Source organism: Spirochaetia bacterium 38H-sp (assembly GCA_039023545.1).
Lineage (GTDB): Bacteria > Spirochaetota > Spirochaetia > Winmispirales > Winmispiraceae > Rarispira > Rarispira pelagica.
In genome coordinates, this window is record JBCHKQ010000001.1 from 196,157 (window position 1) to 219,676 (window position 23,520).

Here is a 23,520-nt window from a genome sequence, read left to right on the forward strand (position 1 = left end):
CATCTCGAAAAGATGGCCTCTTTTTTTTATAATTTAAAAATATAAAGGAGAAAAATATGAATAAAAAGAAAGTCCCAAAAACAAAAATAAGCTACAAACTATCAATAATACTATTGATATTGGCATTGATCATAGGATTTGCAGGATACAAGCTTTTCCTCCAACCTGCCTGGTACGTAGAAGATGACCTCATACCACTATGGAGAAAAGTCATAAAAGAAGCCAATCTAAAAAACTATCCCATATACCTTGCAAAACAGACAAAAAAAATAAAACCAGGAATAATAATCACATACTCTACAAAATATGCAGAGAAAGAACCTGCAGACTGGAACTTCTCGGAGAAGTTTCCCAAATCATACAATCTCTTATTGGAAAAAGGGATTATAGGAAATACAAGCATCCCACTTCTTGCAGACCCATGGTTGATAGCCCGCAAGCTTAAAACAAAAAGCCTAGGAAGAGAAGATTTTACAGGAGGAAATAAGGAAAAAATTCTTATAGCAGCATTAAAAGAAGAAAAAACATACCAAGCACTTCTTGCAGAAGCTGCATATTTTTCTGGCACACAGGATATAAACTCAGAGGAAGCAAAAAACACACTCCAACGATGGGAGAAAAATATTCTGATCCAAGGAGCAAAGACCTTTAATTCCAACGATGCATGGTCAATATTCTTTAGAGAAGATAAGGAAAGATGGTTGTTTACTTCTCTCAGCTCTGTTTCAGCACAGGATGCTGACAAAACAGGCCTAATAGCTCTGGATAGATTCCCAGATCCATACAGCGCAAAACAGTATCTCCTTCCTATTAGAATATTATGGGCACATTCAACCAGTAATAATACTGGTTTACGCAAGCTTCTTGAAAAACTATCGGAAACAGAAACACAGGAAGTATTGGCAAAACATACTGGCCTTGTCCCTGCAAACATCAAGGCAAACCCTGCAAATCCTCCCGCTATGCAGGCAAAAAGAGCATGGCTCTCCTCCACTCACCTGTTTTTGATAGATTAAAAAGCACACAACTTACAAAAACAATAGATATTGCAAGCCCTACAAAAAAGAGGCGGAGCTTTTCGCTCCGCCTCGTTCGGTATAATCGTTATTATTTTATGTAGTATGCAACCCTATAATAGTCACTAGAAGCATATCCTATTGCAGCCCACCATGAATTATTGTTACCAGTATCGTATTCTATACTTAATCTCTTCTGATCTACATCATAATTGAGAGCTGCATACATTGTCTCCCAACCGTCTATGGTATCCGGCTCGCCTGCCACATCTCCACTCAATGTTTCCAATGCAGGATCATAGTATGCCATTTTAATAGCATCAAACGTGTTAACAAGAGCAGAATCAAAGTATGTAATGACAGGCATATCATTATCATCGAGACTTATATCAGCCCACAATCCTACAGAGCCATTACTGTCTATAATGACAGAGGGACCAAATGTATATGCAGTGGTTCCATTAGTAGGATTGTTGGTAGATTTGAGATACACTAGGTCTCCCGTACTTACACGGAAGAATACCATATGAAGATATCCTGCGGAATCTATTCTCATAGATATGTATTTTCCAGAATATTGATAGTTGGAATCCGATGTAGCAAGAACATCCTGTAATTGCCAATTGTTTGCATTGGTTGGCGTTGTGCTGTTAGATCTTGCGATACGCACAGTCTGTCTGGAAATATCATAATATGCTATTACCGGATATCCGCTGGGATTTACATCTATTGCACTAAATTCTCCCGCTGCACTGACTCTTCCTGTTCCTACGATCTGAGTATCATCACCATCAGAGCCACCATCAAGATTTACCCATTGATGCTCTGCTGTGCTGGCATCACCACTAAGTATATACTGATATTTTAGAGACTTGGTATCCACATCATAGTAGCTTACATGTATATTATCCCCATCTGCAACAACTCTCTCATTTATAAACTGCATGAGATAAGAATCATGACTCATATTCTCTCCGGCATAGAAATATTTTGAGTAGGTATTGGAAGGAGCTTGGCTATCCCATACATACATTCCACCATAGGTAGAGTTACCATTGTAATAGTTGGCATTATAAGCCACAACAGCTCTGTTACCAAAATCGATATCCGTATGCTCAGGAGGATCGTAGAGGCTAAATATACTTTGCCTTGCACCATTTATAGGAGCTATAAAAGCACTGGAAGAAGGATAGTATGACCATGATGCATATAATAATCCATTTACAGGATCTATAGTCATAGCAGGATGTACGGGTTGATCGCTACCTGTAAAATATCCGGAAGAAGTAGTGCCTGTGCTATTGTCAGACTGCCATACATGTACATACCTGTCATCTGTCCAGAGCTCAGAACCGGATATATTGTAATCATATTCTTGATTGTAAGGCTCCGTGTTGTCATTAATATTGTTTATTGCCTGCTGTCCGTTTACTGTCAAAATTATAGCCCCACTTGTAGCATCAGAAGGTAATGTTACAGTAAAACTTGTAGTAGTTGCTCCACCCGGAAGATTAACTGCGGCACTGCTGCCAAAGGTTACTGTATCTGTAGTGTTGTTAAATAGGTTGAAACCACTTATAGTAACACTGTCGCCCCTCCTGAGGCTGTACCATCCATGTCTGGAGCGATAGGTGTTATAATTAGCAGTATCTCTTTCCACATCAGTAATATATGGGACTATATCAGCACTTACACTTGTAGCACTTGCTGAGGGATTGCCTGCCGCATCATATACCTGAAAAATAAATGTCTCATTCTGAACTGCAACACCAGACACCTTGGAACTATCCCATGCAAACTTCCAGTTGAGAACATGCCCGTTGTCGATAGTAAGATACTCAGAAGAAGGCTCTACCTCAAATGCCCAGTCTGCGGTTCCTGCTGCAACATCAGCTATGCTTGCACTGTTAGCAGAAACTAGCGTGGAGCCTGACAAAGTAGCTATATCAAAAGCGTTACCTACGCCGTTTCCTCCGTCATATCCAGGTATCGTTACGCTTATTCTGCTTATATTCTGGTTATCATAGACTTTCCCCAGGAAGACTACTTTACCACTTATATCAGCATCAGAGTCGGAACTTGCTGCTGCATACTGTACATAACCATGCTTTACAAGACTTGAGCCGCTTCCTGTTGTTACTATGTTATCCTCATAAGCACTTACGGTTCCGAGAGTCTTGTTGGCATCATTCTGATCTATAGAATACATATTGCCAAAGTCGGCCACATTTATGGTAGGAGCTATTATATCTGTATTCTCTATTGTAAGACCTACTATTACAACATCGGCAAGCTGATCTGCCTCTGCTCCGGGATTTACAGTACTATCGTAAACCTTGACAATAAACTTCCTATCATTAGCGCTTGCAGAATCAGGTATTCCTGTAAAATCCGTTATTGTAACTACATTACTGCTCAAAGTACTATTGAGTTCTGTCGTGGTATAAGATATGGCCGTACCAGTTCCTGTACCGGCCCCCGTTGCAACAAAGGTTACGCCTACTGTATTGGAGGAAGCGCCAACAAGAGTCCAATCCGTATCTCCAAGAGTTTCTATTGTATAAACATTACCTTGTACAAGAGTCGTAGCAGCTACACCTGTTGTTTGCCCTGTTATATACCTTATGCCATAATATTTTGTACCGTTTCCTCCGCTTGTAGCGACATTAAACTGAAGTCTATTATTTCTTGCTTTAAAATTACTTGTATCGTAATTAGTAGTATAAAGGCTCGTTTCTTCCGTAAGGTCACCTACTGTTCCATTTGCATTGAGGTCAGTACCAAGAGTTACTCCGGTTATAACTGGTGCATTATTTCTTATATATAAGTTCTGAGTATAATGTGTTGCGTTTCCTGCTCTATCTATCACAACATAATGTAACGTTATCGGCCCATCTGCAAAGACTGTCGTATCAAAGGTAGCAAACCATTCTTTATAAATACCATTGTCAGAGAAACCTTCTACATACCCATCACCATCAAGATCTGTACCTATCTCATTGTTGTCAATCCATATTCCCGTGCTGGAGTTTGCAGGGAAGCTTATGGCTGCTGTTGCACCGCCCTGAGTTTGGTCTTTTACCGTGAGAGTGGTCCATGTTCCCCCTGTATTTCCGCTGAGATCAAGCATACTGCTGTTTCTCTCAAAGTACAGGACAATACTATCTATCCCCTGGATACTTCCAGAACCCGTTCCACTATCCCATGCTCTACCCTGTATATTGTATCCGGACGAAGAAGCATTGGCGTTAGCAAGGTATTCTGCTCCAGGATAGTAGTTATCTATCTGGATATTGAGACTCTGCTGTGTCATATAGGGAGAAGGTGTTGCATTATCCGTTGCCCTTATATCCAGTCCGTAAAAACCGGACGTTCCTGCATATGCACCGCTGTTTATTGTGGTAGAATCTATCTGCAGGTCAAACTGATACACAAAGCTCTGCTTTGCAGGCTCAAAGGCAAAACCTGACCCAGCACCGCTTCCTGTAGCAACAAAGGTAATGCCAGCACTGCTGCTAGATGCCCCTACTGTTGTCCAGTCAAATGTTCCTGGCTCGTATATGGTGTAAGAAGTACCTGCAACAAGGTTAGACGGCTGCAAAAGCTCGTAAGCAATGCCGGTACCCGTTCCTGCACCACTTGCAACAAAGGGTGTTCCTACTTGATTGGCAGAAGCTCCAACAGTAGTCCAGTTGCTAGTTCCCACGGAGAAAATAGCATATGCTTTGCCTGCCACAAGCTCTGTTATAGAAACTAGAGGAGGCACAATAGCCATATAAGCTCTTCCAGTTCCACTACCTGCTCCGGTTGCAGTAAAGGTGATACCAGCCGTATTTCCACTTGCTCCTATGGCTGTAAAATCAGTGCTTCCCACGTTTGTAATAAGATATTTTACACCAGGACGGAAATTACCTGCTGTAATCTCCGGTGGAGGAGTTACTATAGTAGAATCAGACAGTACATTTGTAAAAGAAGTGCTTCCTTCCGGTCTGTACTCTATACTGGATAATCCACCTTCGTCACGTACTATTGCCTTTATATCAAATGTTCCAGATGCTCTGACACCTGTAGTATAGGATACCACTTCTCCACTGCTTCTCTGTATCTCAAGATTCTCTATAACAGGAACAGAGCTGTCAAATCTGAGAGTAAGAGTTGTGATATCACCAACAACACCATCAGTAGAATAATCCTTGGTATCAACCGCTCTAACATCAACCAGAACCTGTCTTATGTCTCCAGGAGCAGGATTGAGAGAACCATCCTCGTTTATATTAAGATACCAGTTAACCTGTGTTCCGCTATTTATCAGAGTGGCATCCTGCCATGCACCATAAGAAGAACCTGTACCGGTTGGATCTATTCTTACCTCAACTCTGTTTACCCAATCATCATCATTGGCAAATCCTGAGAGTCTTACAGTACCACCTACAACCTCATTATCAGCCGGGCTGACAACCGTAACAGTAGGAGTATCCATAGCAGGATCCACCCAGAGCACATATGTTGTCTCTGTTGTTTGATTACCTGCAACATCTGTAACCCTTATATTAAAAGGCAATGCCCATATGTTTGTTCCCGACTGAGGATTGCCCGTTGCAGGATCGATCTCTGTTGCATCGGTGCTGTTGGCATAAGAAGTTATATCAGTAAATGTATAGCTCCAGCTGTACAATCCGCCAGACAGACCAGAAGTCTGCCATGTAGAAGCTGCCTTACCAATTCTATATTCTACAAGCTGTACTGCATTGTTATCGGAGCTCGTTCCTCTAACTTCCACTTGTCCGTTTACTCTGCTTTGAGAAAGAGGTTCTATGATACTGATAGTAGGAGCCACATTATCAAGAGTAAACTGTCTGCTCAGCATACTTGTTCTACCCGCATTGTCAGTTGCAAGAACATAAACCGTATGTTCGCCAGCAGACAAGCTTCCGGTAGGTACTGTTACTGACCATGTGGCATAATTATCGGAACTAGAAGCTGCTGTTGTTCCGGTAGAAAAATCAGTATCATCAACCTTTATGAGAACACTCACTATGGTATTTGAATCGCTTGCAGTACCTGTCAAAGCAAAATCCGAATTTTGAAAAGAAGAAGACAGAGCATTAATAGTAAGAGTGGGTATCTGACTGTCTATTTTAAACTCTATTGGTCCAGAAGTTACTGTATTGGACGTATTTTGAGCAAGGTCTGTTGCACGTATAGAAATTCTGTACCAGCCATCTGTTAATGATAGGGGAGTCAAGTCTTTGTTCCAGATTATTACAGTCTGATTTCCAGTTGCACCCAGAGATGTCCAGTCTTCTATAAGTGACCACGTAGTTGTTGCATAGTTGTATTTTTCGAGTCTGCTTTCCATAGAGGATATGCCATATGTATCGGATATGCTACCTGTTATTGTGGACGCTGCATTCTGCAGAACAGTACTGCCGTCTGTTTGGATATTGGAGTACGATACTGTAGGAGACTGCCCATCCTTTACAAATTGCCATATCGTATTGCTTGTTCTGCCAGCATCATCCGTTGCACTTATAGTTATGGCATGACTTCCCTCTGCAAGGGAATCAAAAAGTGTCTTACTTACGGAGAATGACCACGAAGTAGTTGTCCCTGAGTTGCTCAGAGAATTACCTTCCAAGTCTGCACTTACGGATGCAAGCAGAGCATCAGATGCTGTCCCGCTTATGGTAAATACATTGCCAGAACCTACAGTACCATAAACAGTCCCGGAAGCAGGAGAACTTATGACAATCGATGGGCTGTTTCTATCTATTCTAAAGGCTACATCCAAAACATCACTGGTATTACCAAGGGAATCTGTAGCCCGTATATCTATAGTATGCGCACCATCAGAAAGGCCGCTAACATCAACACGCCATGTGCCTGTCTTACCTGATACTGTTACCGTAGCAGTATTCCACGGATCAGTATTGGCACCATCCAATCTGTATCTTATTGTGTTGCTAACCGTAGAATATTCATCCGATATGCTTCCACTGACAGCAGGTGTAGCTGATGTAAGTATTGTATTTGCTCCCTCTGTTATGCTTGTAAATACAACAGCAGGACCTGCACCATCCTTGTAAAATACTATCTGGCTTGTACTGGTCTGTCCCACTGTATCTGCAACCTCTACCGTGATAGTATGAGGACCATCTGCAAGAGTTGAGAAGACAGAAGACATATCATATGTCCAGGTATAATTGGGAGCAGAACCGGCAGCTGTAATGGTCTGCCAAGCTCCACTATCAACCTTGAGCCTTATATAATCCAGATTTTGTTCTGTAACAGTTCCGCTTGCAGTAAAAGAGCTCACAAACGTCTGGTTTGAAGAAGGAGTAGAAACAGCAAGTACGGGAGATGTAGCATCGTATGTAAAACTTAAAGTAGGTGTTACGGTGCTGACTGCAGAATCGCCCGATATTTTTGCTGTTATACTATCACTGGCTCTTACCTCCAGCTGCTTTGGGCCATCAGCGCCCAGAGCAGGCAAGGTATAGCTAAAACTTACTGTTTTGCCGCTACCTGTCACATTAGCCGAAGACCAGGAACTCCAGGAAGAACCGTCATTATATCTTACCTCAACAGAAGAAATATCTACAGCATCATCATCGCTGATAGTACCTCGTACAACCTGACCAAGTCCAGCATAACCACCGGAAGCAGGCTCGGTAACTGTTATAACAGGTTCATCGGAAGACTGCAGGACTTCCATAGTATAAAGAGCAGTACCAACATTTCCATTTCTATCCACAGCGAGAAGCCTTACATAATTGGTTCCATCAGAAAGAGAGCGTGTATCAACATTGACATTCCAGCTTTTTTTATTGGCAGCAACATATTCCTGCCATCCAGCAGTAAGCCCACCTAGTCCCGTGGCCAGTCCAGAAGAATCTTTATTGACAGTATAAGACGGAACAGTGCTAACAGAACCTACATACCAATATAAGTAGGCAATGGGATTATCATCCGTAATTATCCCAGAGAGAGAAACAATACCATTAAATAAGTCGCTGGGTGACGTAACAGGAGGAGCTATATTGTACTCTACCGATGGAGATTGAGTGTCAAGCAATACCGTCCTGTTAAGCGTTGTAGACCGCCCTGCGACATCGGTTACAGTTATACTGTATTCATAAGTACCATCCGTAAGACCTGTTCTGTTTACACTAACTGCCTGACTTGTACCAGAAAGAGGCTGATTATATATTTCTGTCCCGTTTTCTGTTATCACAACAGAAGCAAGAGCATTGGTATCAGTAGCAGTAAAATCTATGCTAAAATCACCGGAACGATACTGTGTGCCCGATCCAAGGGAAAGAGAAGATATCCCGGGTGTACTTTGATCCACTGTAAATGCAACAACAGTTTCTGCTCCCCATTTTTGTGCCGCATCTTTTGCAATAACATGAAGTTCCTTGTTTCCTTCGCCCACTGTTGCAAGATCTATGCTTGCCGACCATGAAGAAGTACCTGTAACTGTATTCCATGTGGTATAATCTGCAGGCGGTGTTAAACCACTGTCACCTATCCAGTATCTAACATCTTCTACAGGACTTACATTGCCTACATCCTGAGCTGTTCCACTAAGGACATATGCGCTTCCCTGCAACAATGCGCCCACAGGAGGAGCATTTATCGTAACAGTAGGACCTGTAAGATCTATTGTAACCATCCGGGTTATAGAAGTACTCTTACCTGCAATATCAGTAACAACAGCCTGATAGGTAAAAACTCCGTCACTCAAAGTCTCAGGAGAAGCCGGAAGACCATCTACCTGCCAGCTTGCGCTTGCACCTGTAAGACCATTATCAGTATATATATCGACATAAGCACCGGAGTCTTTCTTCTGCCTTACGACCAAAGAGGCAAGACCATTACTGTCACTTACAGTACCTCCTATAGAGAAGGTAACACCACGCGTTACATCTCCACCAAGAAGCGTTTCATTGATAGAAGGCAAGTTCTGATCTATTCCAAAATTGACAGAAACAGGGCTGCTTATATTACCCACATTATCTTTTGCTCTAACATAAAGGGTATTGCTACCCTCAGAAAGAACTGCAAGGTTAATGGTACCATACCAGGAAGAACCATTGAGAGAAGCAGGAGACCAATTGCTGCCATCGGTAGATACCTCTACAAGAGCAACACCACTCGGGCTATCACTTACACTACCTGTCGCCTGATAGCTTGCACCTACAAGCCAATCCGTAGAAACAGGGTTTGTAATAAAGACGGTGGGAGCACTTGCATCTCTTATTATATATTTTGATATAGTCTCGGCTGTAATTCCTGCTGTAGCAGTTACATGTATCGCAAGAGCCCCCTCATAAGTAGCAACACCCGGATCAAGAGCAGTAAGGTCAGCCACATTTATACGCCATCCATCGCTGCCAAGCCCTGCTGCAGGATATTCTGCAAGCTGGTCCTGTACTATATATGTTCCCGTACTACCATACTCTATGCTGTATTTTACATTATCCACACTTCCTGCCGCATAGCTGACAGTACCTTCTATGGTAAAAGAATTCTTAACATAAGAAGGATAGGAAGTGAGTGTGATACTGGGTTTTCCTGCACTTACACTATAATCATACTGATAAGAAACGGAAGTGCCATTTATATCCTGAGCCTGCACATGAATTCTATAATTACCCTGGACACCACCCATATCATACTTTAACTCGATATTTTTGTTTCCCTCTGTAGTATCAGCAGTAACACTGATTACACCAACAGGAACAGACTCAGGAGAAGTCCATCCGTAAACCTGAGTAAAAGAACCAGTAAAGGGAACACTTGCTTGCGAGGTATCCGGCTTTTCCAGCATAACTTGTATTGTAGCATCATCGATGCTGTCATCATCTCTTAGTCTAAGCTTTAACACATCGGAAGGAAGCATGGTAGGAACTGCAGTACCGGTAGCAGTGGGAGTTACCGGCTCTATCCATGGATTATCACCGTCCTCATCACAATAAAACGTTATAGGCGAAGCAGAAGCAGTATCCGTATCATAAACAAAAGCCACAGCCTGTATCTCAGAAGGAGTAGATGTAACATCAGTAGGAGGATTGCCGGCAAGAGCCTGTGAAAGCTGCTCTACAGTAAGGTTCTTTCCTGTTAATGCGGTAATATCCTCAGTGTGATAAAAATTAGATGACACATTACCAGCTGCATCTTCTGCCCATACTACAAAATGAAAATATCTTTGCCTGTTTACAGTAGTATAAGGAGTTGAATCAAATGTATACTGCCATGGAGAAGAAGATTGAGACTGAGTTACAGGATAACCGGACAGATGCTCCCAAGAGGAAACAGGATCGCCTGCGTTTGCACTTGCCCACACATCTATACCATAAGAAGATATTGGCGAATAATCGGAAGCATGAACACTAAAAGGTAAAGACTGGTTAAAAGAGCTTATTCCCTTGGAAGGAGAAGTAACCAGTAGCACCGGAGGCTGATTATCTACGATAAAAACAAACTCATCACTAGTATACTTATGGTTGGCAGAATCAAAACTCCTCAAGACAACATAGTATCTCCCATCAGAAAGAGACGAAGTGTCCCATGTGTAGCTCCATGTATATTGATCTCCTTTTTTCTGGACATCGGAAACCTTCTCAAAAGTTGTTCCCCTGTCAAAAGAAATTTCTATAGAGGCTATCCCCGTATCGTCCACAGCAGTACCAGACAGGACGACCTGCCCACTGACATACTCTCCGGACAAATGACTGGATAAGGCCACTGTAGGCTTATCTATATCAACCTGTTCTCCCAATCCTACATTACATGAAGAAAAGATAAGCATAAGCAGGCCTAAGAAAGCCAGAAAGAATACTCCCCAATTGTTTTTTTCGTTGCGTTTCATAGACGCCCCCTTCCTATGGGATTTTTTATATTTTTTAGAAGCATAAGCTGCTTTCATAATATATCTCCTATGCACAGTATTAGCGTATATATGCATGCAATAACCGTGCCACGACAACAGACACATCCCTCAACAAGTTATTGAAGCAAAAGCCCTTACAAAATAAATTCACACAACAAAATAAATTCCACATAAGATGCGCTTAAAATCTTGCAAATTTCATAATACCTATTCAAAACGCATAATTAACAATTTTAACATAAAACAACATGTTACAGTTAACATAACGACATTTCATATGGTTTAACTTGAGGTATTGACTTTTTTTTTGTAAAAAATTATCCTAAGTTTATTGTGACAAATTTCACAGAAAAAACAATCCCTATTCCTACTCTAGAAAGACTCTCAGCTTTATACGGCATGCTCGAGAAAGCAGAAAAAGAGGGCGCTGTTTTTATATCTTCCAGAACACTTGGGGAAAACCTCGGACACAGCCCAGATATTATAAGAAAAGACCTTAGTCTGGTTCTAAGACACAAAAACAATATTGAGGACAAAATATCGAGCGGTAACAGAGGATACAATATAAAACAACTAAAAACTCTACTGATAGAGGTATTAAATATAAAAAACCAGCACAGGACATGCATTGTAGGGCTGGGAAGTCTTGGCTCAGCAATTTTAAAATACAGCGAGATAACCGTGCCAGAATACAGGATAGTGGCAGGGTTTGACAGCAACATAAACAAGCTAGAACTAATACAAACGGAAACAGAGCTGTTTCCATCTTATATGATTACAGAAAAGATAAGCCAACTGCATATAGAAATTGCAATTCTGGCAGTTCCACCCAGAGCAGTGGAAGACAGCGTATACAGACTAAAAAAGGGTGGAATAAAAGGAATAATCAATTTTACACCAGTAACATTGGCAGAGGATGCCATAGGCATCCCTGTACGCAATGTATCTCTTAGAAACGAGATACGCATATTATCAGCCAGGCTGTAAGCCTGATAAGGAGAAAGAAATGGAAAGAGTTTACAATTTTTCCGCAGGACCTTCCGCACTTCCGGAAGAGGTACTAAAGCAGGCAGCAGAAGAAATGCTCAACTACCAGGGCTCTGGGATGTCAGTAATGGAGATGAGCCACCGCTCTCCTGTTTATGATAAAATTATAAAGGAAACAGAAGAAAATCTGAGAAAGCTAATGAACATCCCCGAGAACTATGCAGTCCTGTTTTTGCAGGGAGGAGCATCTCTCCAATTTTCCATGGTTCCCATAAACCTTCTTACAAGAGACAAGAAGGCAGCTTATATAGACACAGGTGTATGGTCAACAAAAGCAATAAAAGAAGCACAAAAAATAGGTGAGACACTTATTCTTGCAAGCTCCAGGGATAAAAAATATAGCTATATTCCAGAAGTACAGAATATCCCACAAGATATAGAATATCTGCACATAACAACCAATAACACAATATACGGGACAAGATATACCTCTCTTCCCAAAACCGACGCTGCAATAGTAGCAGATGCATCCTCCAACATACTCTCAGAACCTGTGGATATAAACAAATTTGGCATATATTATGCCGGAGCACAAAAAAATCTGGGTCCCGCCGGTGTTACGATAGTCATAATCAGAAAAGATCTCATAGGAAGAGAACCAGAGAACACTCCCACAATGCTTGCCTATAAGACACATGCAGAAAAGAACTCACTCTTTAACACACCTCCATGCTATAATATCTACATGGTAGGGCTTGTTTTAAAGTGGCTTCAAAAACAGGGCGGAGTGGAAGCAATATACCAGAGAAATCTAGAAAAAGCTTCTATAATCTATGATTTTCTTGACAACTCCGAACTTTTTACAACAATGGCAGAAAAAAAAGACCGCTCCATCATGAATGTCGTATTTTTTCTACCCACAGAAGAACTTACAAAAAAGTTTCTTGACGAAGCAGCCAAAAATGGTCTAGTAAATCTCAAAGGACACAGGGACATAGGAGGACTTAGAGCAAGTATATACAATGCAATGCCTGTAGAAGGCGTAAAAAAGCTTGTCGAATTTATGAAAAAATTCGAAAAGGAAAACAGGAGATAAATATGTATAAAATACAAACCCTCAATAAAATAGCAACAAAAGGTCTGGATATCTTTCCCAGAGATAAATATGAAATTGCATCGGAATTTTCCAATCCTGATGCGATACTTGTAAGAAGTGCCAAGATGCATGACATGCCTATGGGTGATAGACTTTTGGCAATAGCAAGAGCAGGTGCGGGAACCAATAACATACCCGTGGAAAAATGCACAGAGAGAGGGATAGTAGTATTCAATACCCCTGGAGCCAATGCCAACAGCGTAAAAGAGCTGGTTATAGCTGGACTGCTCATATCCTCCAGAAAAATAATTCGCTCTATAGAATGGGTACGTTCCATAGCTGACAGGGGCGATGAAATACCAGCTCTTGTGGAAAAAGAAAAATCTAAGTTTGCAGGTCCGGAACTCAAGGGAAAGACCCTTGGAATAATAGGACTCGGAGCAATAGGAGTAATGGTTGCAAATGCGGCCATAGCTTTAGAGATGGATGTAGTGGGATACGACCCATACATATCGGTAGAAGCTGCATGGGGATTATCTAGCAAGGTCAGGAGAGCAGGAACTCTGGAAAAACTAATAAGAGAAGCAGACTATATTAGCCTCCATGTCCCCCTTACGGACGACACACGCGGACTCCTTAACTACGAAAAATTCAAATTGATGAAAAAAGGAGTAAAAATACTCAACTTTGCAAGAGGAGGTCTTGTAAATAACCAGGATATACTCAAAGCAATAGAAGAAGGATTAGTTGACAGGTACGTAACAGATTTCCCAGACGAAACACTACTCAAGTGTGAGCAAGTCATTCCCATCCCACATCTGGGAGCATCCACACCAGAAGCAGAAGAAAACTGTGCGGTAATGGCAGTAAAACAACTCCGAGACTTCCTGGAAAAAGGAAACATCCGCAATTCTGTCAATTTTCCCAACTGCGAAATGGACATAAGCGGAAACACCCGTCTTGTCATAGCCAACAAAAATATACCGGACATGGTGAGAAAAATCACAGCAGTACTCGGAGAATCCAATATAAACATAAGTGACATGCTAAACAAACATAGAAACAGCATAGCATACAATATAATAGACGTAGACGGAGATATCCCTGATACCCTTATGCACAGACTAAGACAGATAGAAGGGGTAATAATGGTAAGATGCATAAAACCAGAAAACAATTGATAACAAAAAAAATCGAACAGCCGGATACTCTCGTATCCGGCTTTTTTCTTAATCAAGATAAGTAGATTTCCCAACCTAATCTTAAGCTTTAAAAAAGGTAGTCAGGCAGATTGTCCTTTTTGTCCATACCAATATTGCGTTTTATAAGCTCCGCCAGCTAAAAAAAGATAAACAAGTCCTCAAAATAGGGGTTTACAACAGAAAAGTTTTTGAGAGAGAGTGAGACTGTTGTTCGCAATAGCTAACAAAAGAAGGCAGAGCCAAATATATTCTGCTGTCCTTAAGAGAAATATTGACTTATTTTTATTTTTCAGCAAAGAATTTAGCTTTTCCACAAGATAGGCAGAAAACAATACGCCTTGCTTACTGCTCGTTATTGGAATACACAACATAATGTTTCTCAAAACACCTGTCTTCAAACCACACGACAGCACCAAGCTTTGTATTCTTATTCTGAATAATGCTGACAAACTTTTTTCTCGGCATTCTCTCTGCAATATCTGCGAGCAAGAATGTCCTGCCGGAAAAGATAGTCTCACAATTTGCAGCAAAAACAAGTACCCACGGAAAAATGTAAGACATACAGGGCTATAAAAATAGTTTTCCAAGTCTGACATCGTCTTCATACAATCCTAATTTGTTTTTTAATATTTCCGGATAAGCGTAAAAATATGAGCCAAATTTTATACCGAACGTCGCCCCGCGCCATATATGTCCATAATGATAAGAAAGGCTCGGGGCTCCTGCCTTTGGCAAATGTAGGACATTGTCTCATAATGCGTTTCTTCTGCCGGAGGCAGTACGGGAGGAGCGGAGCGAGTCCCGTGCGTTCGGTATGAAATTTATTTTTTTCTTTTGTCCCCAAATGTTTTGTATTGAAATTATGGGCTGTGCCTGTTATAAGAAGGGCATGAAGGGTGTGATTATTGCTGCGGGTTACGGGACGCGTTTCTTGCCTGTAACAAAAACGGTGCCCAAAGAGATGCTGCCTCTTGTAGATGTGCCGTCTATAAAGTTTATCATAGATGAGTTTGTATCGTCCGGCATACGGGATATCCTTGTGATAAGTTCCAGAAGAAAGAAGGTTTTAGAGGATTTCCTGGACAGAGAAGTAGAGCTAGAGGCTGCACTTAAGGCTGAAGGTAAAGATGCACTGCTGGAAAAGATTGTGCCACCGGATGTCAATGTGTTTTTTATGCGGCAGCGCGAAATGCTGGGGACAGGACATGCGCTTATGTTGGCAGAGAGTTTTACAGGTAATGAGCCTTTTGTTGTGGCTTATCCAGATGATTTGCACTTTGGAAAAAAGCCGCTTGCAGGACAGCTCATAGAGCGTTATAAAAAGACGGGCTGCTGCGTAATGGCAAGCATATATAATCCTCCCAATCTATCCAGATACGGGGTTCTAAAGATAGAGAACAACCGGGTTGTAGATATGGTAGAAAAGCCTGCTGCAGGTACTGAGCCGGGCAGGGATGCATCCATAGGAAGGTATCTTTATACTCCAGATATTTTTCCGCTGCTGCGTGAGGGATGGGAGAAGCATACTGGAGGTGAGTATTATCATCTCTATGCGCTCAAGAAGCTTATGACAGCAGGCAGGGTCGTAAATCACAGTATAGAGGGAGAGAGAATAGATACGGGCGAGCCGTCGGGATATCTGCTTGCTATTCTAAAGTATGCGGAAACAAGAAAAGAGCTGCTCCCCATACTCAAAGACTGGGCAGAGACTTTTCTTGACTCACATGGCACGTGAGGTAAGTCTTTTTTTATAGAAATTGACTTTTTCTCTGTATTCCGATGCGAGTTCCTTTTTCCCGCGTTTTTCTGCTCCTGTTGCGTATATTTCTAGTTTTCTTATAAGCTCCAGGGTTGCAAGATATTGATTTTTTTCTGTAAAAAAAGAGGCATCAACCAGAGGCTGCAATGCCTGGATTCTAAATATTTCTATCTGTCCGTATTTTTCGGAGAGTTGTTCCCAGTTTCCTGCCCTTTTGATTGTGAGTGGCTCATCCACATAGTCTACATCGTATCTATCTGTAAGCCGCAACCATAATTCATAGTCTTCTGCTACCTCAAGGTCTTCTCTAAATCCTCCCAGCTCTATAAAAACTTCTTTGCTAATCATCGTGGTAGAAGGGCCTATTATGCATTTTACAAGTGCATCCGGAAATATATTGCCTTCTCTTTTATGTCTTTGTTTGCTCTGAGATAGTTCTCTTCCATCCCTCATCCATTTTTCTCTCGTGTGTACAAGAGGAACGCCTTTTTCCATTGCTTTTTCAAATACTGAAAGCTGGACAGCAATTTTACAGGACTCCCAAATATCATCGGAGTCAAGAAAAGCAATCACATCTCCGGAAGACTTCTCAACGCCTATGTTTCTCACTTTTCCCGGCATACCACAGTGGTTTATGCGTATATGCTTTGCACCGTATTGTTCTGCAAGCTCGCCAGAACCATCTGTAGAGCCATCATCTGCTACTATGACTTCTATGTGTACATTATCCGGCTTATCTTGAGCATAGACAGAAGATAGAGCTTCTGTCAAAAGCTCTCTTCTGTTATATACAGGTATTACAACTGATACTGTCATAAGGTAATCAGGCTGTTTCCTCTTCTTTTACTTTAAAGGAATCAACAAGGCCGGAAAGTTCGGAGACTTTTTCTCTAGTTTCCTCGGCAAGGTTGCTTATGGATGATACCGTGCGCACTATTTCTTTGGAACCTGTTTCTATCTCTTCCAGTCCTTTTTTAACCTCATAATTTACTTTCCTAACTTCTTCTGCAGATTTATATATGTTTTCTATTCCCTGTACTATGCCTGTCACGCTTTCTGCAAGGTTTTTGTTTACATCCACAACACTTTGCGCACTATTGAGTACAACCATACTGCCACCAGAGAGTTCTTGAGTATTCTGCTTGATATCTTCCAACGCTTTTACAAAGTTATCCACTTCTTTTGTTATATGCTCAAAGGCAGCAGAACTCTCATCGCTTACCTGAAGGGTTTCCTGTATGCGCTCAACAACCCGTCTCAGAGCAACACCTATCCTGTCTGAGTGCTCTCCTGTTGTCTCCGCAAGCTTTCTTATCTCCTCCGCAACAACAGCAAATCCGCGTCCAGCATCCCCTGCATGCGCGCTTTCTATTGCTGCATTCATGGAGAGAAGGTTTGTTTGATCTGCAACAGTCTCTATTATTTCTATTGCTTCCATTACATTTTCTATTTCATGGAAAACCGCCTGTATGAGGTCATGAGATGTTGCAAATTTTTCTCCACTGGAATGTACAAGCTCCCTGAGAGTTTCTGCTCCCTTGCTTCTTTCTTCTACCAGTCTGCTTACATTCTGTACTGCTGCAGTCATCTCTTCTATAGAGCTAGTAGCCTCATTTATGCTATGTGTCTGATTGTCCATCATACTGTGCATTGCGTTTACATTGAGAGAAATATCTTTAATTCCAGAGCTCATATTATCTATTGTATCAGACAATCTGATAAAAACACCCTTTATCATTTCTATGTTTTTATCTATCTCTGTTACCGCTGCTGCGGATTGGCCTGCTCCTGAGGCAAGGGACTCCTTTAGCATATCCATTTGCTTTACTGCATTTTTTATTGAAGCAGTAAACCCTGTTATTATATCCAGAACTCCGTTTATATGGCTTGCGAGTTCTCCTATCTCATCGCTTCCTGTATCCTTTGCTCTTGCTCTTAGGTCCTTCTTCTCAAGAGTGGACATAACGCTCTCAAGGTGGACTATTCTCCCTGCAAGAGCAGATGTTATACGGAAAATAAGAAAAGAAACCACAGTTATTACTATAAGAAGAAACATAATTAGAAAGAGCCTAACAGAGGATATAAAGGATTCGGATTCTTTGGATATCTGAGCAATTATCACAGCAACAGAATCCGTGGAAAAATTGCGTGCATTTTGGACTTGATTACCTACTCTGGTTGCAATACTTGCAACATATCTGAAAAAATCCTCTCCGCCTATATTATTTTGCTCGACATAATTTCTCATTGCAATCAGACCTGATTTTTGATGAGTTGGTATACGCGTATCCTTTGCAAGCTTATCCATATCCTCATATATCTCATCAAAGGTAGTAGAAACCTTTTGCCAGTTTTCATATGCTGCATCTATCTTTTGGTTAAGACTGTCATTCATATAACCTCTGGCAGGATGTTTTACAAATGCCTCAAAGGCATTCTCGGTATCCTTTTTGTTAAGACTCCATAAGTTAAGATATGCCGAAAATTTTACACTACTTGTTTCTTTTACAAGAAGCTGCTGAGAAAAATCTATAAACCTAAACAAAGATATCAATGTATCTCTACCCTTACTCTCAAGAGAAGATATGGAAGAGGACACAGAGTCCACATATAAAAAGCTTCCTGCCGTAAGTGCAAAGCCTACTACAATGATAACCATAACAAGAAGGAGTCTGGTTTTGATCTTCATAATTCTCTTTCCTCCAGAGTTTAAGTATAAGATATTTTATATGTAGAGTAAATAAAACACGTTAAAAATCTTATTTAGTAGATATAGAGAATACTTTTTAATATTCAAATTAAGAAAATACAAAACTTATAATACATTAAAATAAAAATTGTTGGGATTTAATATATCTCTAATTATATGCTAAATAAAAATAAAATCATTCTAATTCAAATCTTATGCTGATAGAATAAACAGTATATATTTTTTTATCTGAATATACAGCAGGGTAAAACTCAAATTTTCTAGCTGCCTCTACTGCCGCTCTATCTAAAAATCTGCTCCCGGAACTATTTATTATAGATACATCCACAACTTGTCCCCCCGGACTCACTTTTAAAAGAAGTTCTACTATGCCTTCTTCTCCTTTACGTCTGGCAAGAGGTGGATACTCCGGTTTCTCATATCTACGTAACACTGGTTTTTTATATAAACCATCATTATTAATGTAATAAAAAGGCGTGAAATTAGTTAACAAACCAGTATTTTTATTCTTCCTATTCTTATTATCATTACTATTATTGTTAGATAAATATTTTTTTTGTATTTCATTAGAATCCAGGTTGTTTTTTTTTTGCTTTTTATTAATTTCTTCTGTTTTTCTCTTCTCTGTGGCATTAATAACATTCTTCTCGTCTTTTGCAGATACAGCAACTGTATCTTTCACTTGGGTATTAACATTAAGAGAAAGATAAAAATTATTATCCGTATAAAAATTCATATCGAATGGCAGAAGGAAGATAAAAACAAAATACCAGAATAAAACATTGATTATAAAACTAAAAAAGATAACAAGAATAATTCTGCGGCATCTACTATATTCTAAATCATAAAATTGGATAAGATGCCGCAGATAATTAATAATATTCAAAAACTATACCCGCAACTTAATTCAATGGATATTGGTTCTGTCGGATAATCTTCTATGGTTTGATAAACTGTATTGAAAATATTGTTGATAATAAAATCAAAGATAAGACCAGAATCAAATTTATATCCGGAACCAATATTTACGACAGTCCATCCATCAAGAAATGAAGTATTCTCCTTATCTGTATAAACCGCGCTCTGACCCAAAAGAGAAGAAAACAATGAAAATGCTCCATTATTATAAGAAAATTTCACACCATATTTATGTTCAGGAGTATAAATAAGTTCTGGAGCATTATTTATACTGTAGTTAGAATTAGAATCTTTTAACACAAACGATTTTAAGAAAGAGTAGTTTATTTCTACATATAGATTATCAAGAAAACTAAAATCAGAGGAAATCTCCACACCAGAGATAAGAGATGCTCCCAAATTTTGAGGAATCCAACTGGAATCTAAAATGATATCGTCTTTAGTATATCTGGTAAAGGCAGAAAAACTGATACTATAATCATTATCTTTCATATATTTATATACCAGTTCTCCGTCCCACGATCTTTCTGGAAGCAAATCAGAATTGGAATAACCAGGCCAATACAGGTCTATAAGAGATGGAATCCTATAGGAAGTACCTGTTTTTAATCCAAGTGTAGAATTTCCAGAAATATAAAACAAGGTTCCCACATCTCCGGCAAAGGATAAGGGGAAGTCATTGGAGTTATCAATCCTGATATTCCCATTGATATTAAATCTTTCAGTCGCTTTATATGTGGAAGAGAAAAAAAAGCCACCGGAACTCCTATTTTTCTTTATCTTAGTGGAATCAACAACATCATATTTAAGAAAAGCTCCATATAAAAACTTGGCAGTATTAAACGATGTTGTACCCTGTTGAAGATCTATAAAATAAGAATGAATTTTATGAACATCTATGGAGGAAGAGCTATCATAAGCATATTCTATATTTTTAAAACTATAACCGGTTTTAACTGAAAGATTAAGAAAATCGACATATGATTTTTCCATTGTAAGTGAAGAAGAAATGGAAAAATCCGTATCATTTTGATACGATTCCGGAGTCGGCCAAGAAAGAGAGCCAGGCAATTCCTTATTATTCTTTGCTCCAATAGCCTGTACGTTTATAAAAGCATTATCAAGAACAAGACCTATATTCCCTCCTGCTTTATAACCAAGAAAAGCATTATTCTCCTGTCCTCTCATCCCATTTAAAGACTCATCATACCATATCCAGCCATTATTTGCTCTAGTAATATCTAGCCAGAAACCACACCCTGTTCCATCTGAGTAGAATGGAATAGAAGTTTCAATCATAAGATTTTGAGCATCAACTAGACTAGTATAATCAGCTCTCGCTTTTACCGTCTCAGTGCTTCTTTTTATATAGTATTCATCAGGCAAATAGGATAAATTCTTTAAATTAATGCTAAAACTTTTTTTATCTGCTTTTTTGGTAATTATGTTTATTACTCCACCAACAGCATTGGGACCATACTGCCCACCCATTGTACCCGGTAAAATCTCTATCCTGTCAATACTAGAAATAGGTAGAAAGTTGATACTTGCTTCTCCATCCCATGCTGTATTTAAGGGTATTCCATCTAGAAGTATCAAAACATCAGAAGAGGAAGAGCCTCTTATTGATAGCGATTTTTTGCTACCTAATGCACCATAACTTTTAATGGATATAGAGGGTATGTTTCTAAATAAATCTTCCACTGTAGTGGGGTTTATAGCAATAATATCATCGCTATCTATTACATACACAGAAGATGGTATATCCATAAGGTCTTCATTTAATCTGGATGCTTTTACTGTTATTTCTACTGACTCTTCAGCATAAAGACTAATATAATAAGCAGTAAATAATAGGGTAAGACCAAGATAATAAAAAAATCCTCTCTTCATAAAACCTCCAAAACTCTAATAACGAGAGGAGGAGAGAACAAGTTAATTTATTATCCCTATACAAACGAAAAATAAACGGGAGAAGAATTAACTAGTTCACTCTCCACCCTTCCTCGAAGGTGTCAAGTAAATAAAGGGAATCGTCTCCTGGCTCTTGGCAAATGGAATGACGCCTTCTCACCAATAGGCAATGGCATTTGTCATTCCTTATATAGCCAATTACAGTGGCGGGACCGCCGCAGATTTTCACTGCGTTCCGTTATTCCCTTTATTATTGCTGGTCTAATATTACCAATTTTATTATAAATTGCAATAGAAAATAGAGTATAGGAGTATAAAAATCACATAACACAATGATAACTCTATAATCATATGATAATTATAGTATTAAACAGTATTGTTTAGACACTTATAAGAGAGTATATTTCTAAGTAAGGAGTTTTTATGCTTAATATAGGTGATAGTGCACCTGATTTTTGTCTTGTTGATGACAATGGTGTACATAGACGCCTCTCTGATTTTGAAGGTAAGAAGAAGGTTATATATTTTTATCCCAGAGATAACACTCCTGGATGTACAACAGAAGCTTGTTCTTTTAGAGATAATTATGAGACAATCCTTGCTACTGGAGCTGTTGTAATAGGGATAAGCGGGGATTCTGTAAAAAGTCATGCCAATTTTAAGACAAAATACGACCTCCCCTTTTATCTGCTGAGTGATCCTAATAAAGAGGTGATAAAGGCATATCAGGCATGGGGAAAAAAGAAGATGTACGGCAGAGAATATGAAGGGATAATGCGTTGCACATATATTACAGATGAAAATAATAGGATAATAGCTGTTTTTCCCAAGGTTAAGCCTTCTTCTCATGTAAAAGAGATATTAGATTTCTTATCAAATAAATAGTATACTTATATTGCAATGAAAAATTTTTTTCTTGTGTTTATTTTATCCGGCATTTTCTTATCCTGTCAAATTCAGGATTTTCTTTCTGAATACAGAGGAGTCAATCTTATAGAGAATTTTCCTTTCTCATCTGCCAACTGGCAGGCAGATGATTCTACTGCAACATATATGCTATGGGAGGAAGAATCTTCTGTTCAATACAACGGGGTAAATGCTTACAGATTACGGACTGTCAATCTCATGTCCAACGGGGATTTTGAGACAGGGGCCATTACCGGATGGGCTGGTACAGGTACAGCTGCCTTAACGGACGAGACAGGTTCTCCTCTCAGAGGAACACATTCTCTGAAGATAGATTTATCAGACAATGGCTCCAATCTTGCATATTTTGATATGAGTAATCTTACGGATGCTGCCAATTATCCCGACAGTGCAAGCATGTCTGTACGATTTGTTTATAAGCCAGAGACTGTTTCTGCGACAATTCCTATGGAATACAGGGCAGGGCTCACTAATACGGATGAAAAGGCTTATGGTATCAGTCTAAGTGCGGATAGTAATATTACTCTTGTTTTTCCTTCTGATTCTTCCGCCTCCAATGGCTTTTTGTGGAACTTAGGGTTTGCCTCACAATATCTTATTTTTAATTCGCCTGCTTCTCCTGTCACTAATATGGTTTTTTTAATAGATGATGTAAGGATAACAAGGACAGATGCTCCTATATGGGTGAGGCTCAGGTTGAGAAAAGAAGGGGATACGCCTCAACCGCTCCTTACCGGTACTTACAGGCTTAGTTTTATGGTAAGGCAGGATACTGTTTCTGCAAATAATGTTTTTGATGCTTCTCGTATTTCTGTAAGAATAAATACTTATTATGATAGTGCTGTAGACTCTTTTATTGATAATGGCGGTATATACGGGATAAATGCGGAGTCTTCCTGGTCATCGGGATGGCAGTCTGTAAGTACGGATATTCCTGTTGTTATTTCCGCAGAGAGTTCTGCTTCGGATCCTGTTATGGAGATTTGTATTTCCGCATCCGATCCGTCTTCTGTCTTTTATATGGATGCGGGAAGCATTCTTGTGGCTTCTCCTTCTCTTGAACTTATAGAATAATCACAGGGTTCCTTTATCAAAT

Annotated in this window: 13 protein-coding genes and 1 riboswitch; of the genes, 7 read left to right on the forward strand and 6 right to left on the reverse strand. The window is 39.8% G+C overall.

Annotation, left to right across the window (positions count from 1 at the left end; translation table 11 throughout):
• The first annotated feature begins 56 nt into the window (after nucleotides 1-56).
• Nucleotides 57-1,016 carry a hypothetical protein gene (locus WKV44_00825; GenBank protein ID MEM5947080.1) on the forward strand — a complete coding sequence of 320 codons (960 nt, stop codon included), beginning with the start codon at nucleotides 57-59 and terminating at the stop codon, nucleotides 1,014-1,016.
• Between the two features lie 91 nt (nucleotides 1,017-1,107).
• Here the strand turns inward: WKV44_00825 and WKV44_00830 are convergent, their stop codons facing one another.
• Complete coding sequence (locus tag WKV44_00830; GenBank protein ID MEM5947081.1) at nucleotides 1,108-10,890, reverse strand: Ig-like domain-containing protein; 9,783 nt, start codon at nucleotides 10,888-10,890, stop codon at nucleotides 1,108-1,110.
• Nucleotides 10,891-11,244: 354 nt separating this feature from the next.
• On the opposite strand from WKV44_00830, the gene WKV44_00835 reads away from it, so the two are divergent.
• Genes WKV44_00835 through WKV44_00845 form a run of 3 tightly spaced genes read left to right on the forward strand, consistent with a single transcriptional unit; the run spans nucleotide 11,245 to nucleotide 14,175 of the window.
• Nucleotides 11,245-11,898 (forward strand): redox-sensing transcriptional repressor Rex, encoded by a 654-nt coding sequence (locus WKV44_00835; protein ID MEM5947082.1) that lies wholly within the window; start codon nucleotides 11,245-11,247, stop codon nucleotides 11,896-11,898.
• A 19-nt stretch (nucleotides 11,899-11,917) separates the two neighbouring features.
• Nucleotides 11,918-12,994, forward strand: coding sequence for a 3-phosphoserine/phosphohydroxythreonine transaminase (gene serC / locus WKV44_00840; protein ID MEM5947083.1), 1,077 nt, complete (start codon nucleotides 11,918-11,920; stop codon nucleotides 12,992-12,994).
• A 2-nt stretch (nucleotides 12,995-12,996) separates the two neighbouring features.
• Nucleotides 12,997-14,175 carry a phosphoglycerate dehydrogenase gene (locus tag WKV44_00845; protein ID MEM5947084.1) on the forward strand — a complete coding sequence of 393 codons (1,179 nt, stop codon included), beginning with the start codon at nucleotides 12,997-12,999 and terminating at the stop codon, nucleotides 14,173-14,175.
• Between the two features lie 363 nt (nucleotides 14,176-14,538).
• Here WKV44_00845 and WKV44_00850 read toward each other — a convergent pair whose 3' ends face one another.
• Complete coding sequence (locus WKV44_00850) at nucleotides 14,539-14,757, reverse strand: hypothetical protein (GenBank protein MEM5947085.1); 219 nt, start codon at nucleotides 14,755-14,757, stop codon at nucleotides 14,539-14,541.
• Nucleotides 14,758-15,085: 328 nt separating this feature from the next.
• Here WKV44_00850 and WKV44_00855 point away from each other — a divergent pair, with 328 nt between their 5' ends.
• Nucleotides 15,086-15,931, forward strand: coding sequence for a UTP--glucose-1-phosphate uridylyltransferase (locus WKV44_00855; GenBank protein MEM5947086.1), 846 nt, complete (start codon nucleotides 15,086-15,088; stop codon nucleotides 15,929-15,931).
• Here WKV44_00855 and WKV44_00860 read toward each other — a convergent pair.
• The 4 genes from WKV44_00860 to WKV44_00875 all read right to left on the reverse strand — a co-directional run bounded on the left by WKV44_00860 (nucleotide 15,917) and on the right by WKV44_00875 (nucleotide 21,476).
• Nucleotides 15,917-16,771: a glycosyltransferase family A protein gene (locus WKV44_00860; GenBank protein ID MEM5947087.1), complete on the reverse strand. Its 855-nt coding sequence runs from the start codon at nucleotides 16,769-16,771 to the stop codon at nucleotides 15,917-15,919. The genes WKV44_00855 and WKV44_00860 overlap by 15 nt on opposite strands.
• Before the next feature lie 7 nt (nucleotides 16,772-16,778).
• On the reverse strand, nucleotides 16,779-18,644 hold the full coding sequence (locus tag WKV44_00865; protein ID MEM5947088.1) for a HAMP domain-containing methyl-accepting chemotaxis protein: 1,866 nt from the start codon (nucleotides 18,642-18,644) through the stop codon (nucleotides 16,779-16,781).
• 196 nt (nucleotides 18,645-18,840) lie between these two features.
• Nucleotides 18,841-19,401, reverse strand: coding sequence for an energy transducer TonB (locus WKV44_00870; protein ID MEM5947089.1), 561 nt, complete (start codon nucleotides 19,399-19,401; stop codon nucleotides 18,841-18,843).
• A 146-nt stretch (nucleotides 19,402-19,547) separates the two neighbouring features.
• Complete coding sequence (locus WKV44_00875) at nucleotides 19,548-21,476, reverse strand: TonB-dependent receptor (protein MEM5947090.1); 1,929 nt, start codon at nucleotides 21,474-21,476, stop codon at nucleotides 19,548-19,550.
• A 118-nt stretch (nucleotides 21,477-21,594) separates the two neighbouring features.
• A riboswitch (cobalamin riboswitch) is annotated at nucleotides 21,595-21,778 on the reverse strand.
• Nucleotides 21,779-21,920: 142 nt separating this feature from the next.
• Here WKV44_00875 and bcp point away from each other — a divergent pair.
• Together bcp and WKV44_00885 are read left to right on the forward strand one after the other, a co-directional pair.
• Nucleotides 21,921-22,382 (forward strand): thioredoxin-dependent thiol peroxidase, encoded by a 462-nt coding sequence (gene bcp / locus WKV44_00880; GenBank protein MEM5947091.1) that lies wholly within the window; start codon nucleotides 21,921-21,923, stop codon nucleotides 22,380-22,382.
• 15 nt (nucleotides 22,383-22,397) lie between these two features.
• A complete protein-coding gene (locus tag WKV44_00885) occupies nucleotides 22,398-23,498 on the forward strand; it encodes a hypothetical protein (GenBank protein MEM5947092.1) in 1,101 nt (366 codons plus the stop codon).
• The last annotated feature ends 22 nt before the right edge of the window (nucleotides 23,499-23,520 follow it).

What these genes read in the sequence shown, in the direction of transcription:
- bcp (MEM5947091.1), top strand. Translation starts at nt 21,921, where the DNA reads ATGCTTAATATAGGTGATAGTGCACCTGATTTTTGTCTTGTTGATGAC.
- WKV44_00855 (MEM5947086.1), top strand. Translation starts at nt 15,086, where the DNA reads ATGAAGGGTGTGATTATTGCTGCGGGTTACGGGACGCGTTTCTTGCCT.
- WKV44_00865 (MEM5947088.1), bottom strand. Translation starts at nt 18,644, where the DNA reads ATGAAGATCAAAACCAGACTCCTTCTTGTTATGGTTATCATTGTAGTA.
- WKV44_00830 (MEM5947081.1), bottom strand. Translation starts at nt 10,890, where the DNA reads ATGAAACGCAACGAAAAAAACAATTGGGGAGTATTCTTTCTGGCTTTC.
- WKV44_00875 (MEM5947090.1), bottom strand. Translation starts at nt 21,476, where the DNA reads ATGAAGAGAGGATTTTTTTATTATCTTGGTCTTACCCTATTATTTACT.
- WKV44_00825 (MEM5947080.1), top strand. Translation starts at nt 57, where the DNA reads ATGAATAAAAAGAAAGTCCCAAAAACAAAAATAAGCTACAAACTATCA.
- WKV44_00845 (MEM5947084.1), top strand. Translation starts at nt 12,997, where the DNA reads ATGTATAAAATACAAACCCTCAATAAAATAGCAACAAAAGGTCTGGAT.
- WKV44_00860 (MEM5947087.1), bottom strand. Translation starts at nt 16,771, where the DNA reads ATGACAGTATCAGTTGTAATACCTGTATATAACAGAAGAGAGCTTTTG.
- WKV44_00885 (MEM5947092.1), top strand. Translation starts at nt 22,398, where the DNA reads ATGAAAAATTTTTTTCTTGTGTTTATTTTATCCGGCATTTTCTTATCC.
- serC (MEM5947083.1), top strand. Translation starts at nt 11,918, where the DNA reads ATGGAAAGAGTTTACAATTTTTCCGCAGGACCTTCCGCACTTCCGGAA.
- WKV44_00850 (MEM5947085.1), bottom strand. Translation starts at nt 14,757, where the DNA reads ATGTCTTACATTTTTCCGTGGGTACTTGTTTTTGCTGCAAATTGTGAG.
- WKV44_00870 (MEM5947089.1), bottom strand. Translation starts at nt 19,401, where the DNA reads ATGAATTTTTATACGGATAATAATTTTTATCTTTCTCTTAATGTTAAT.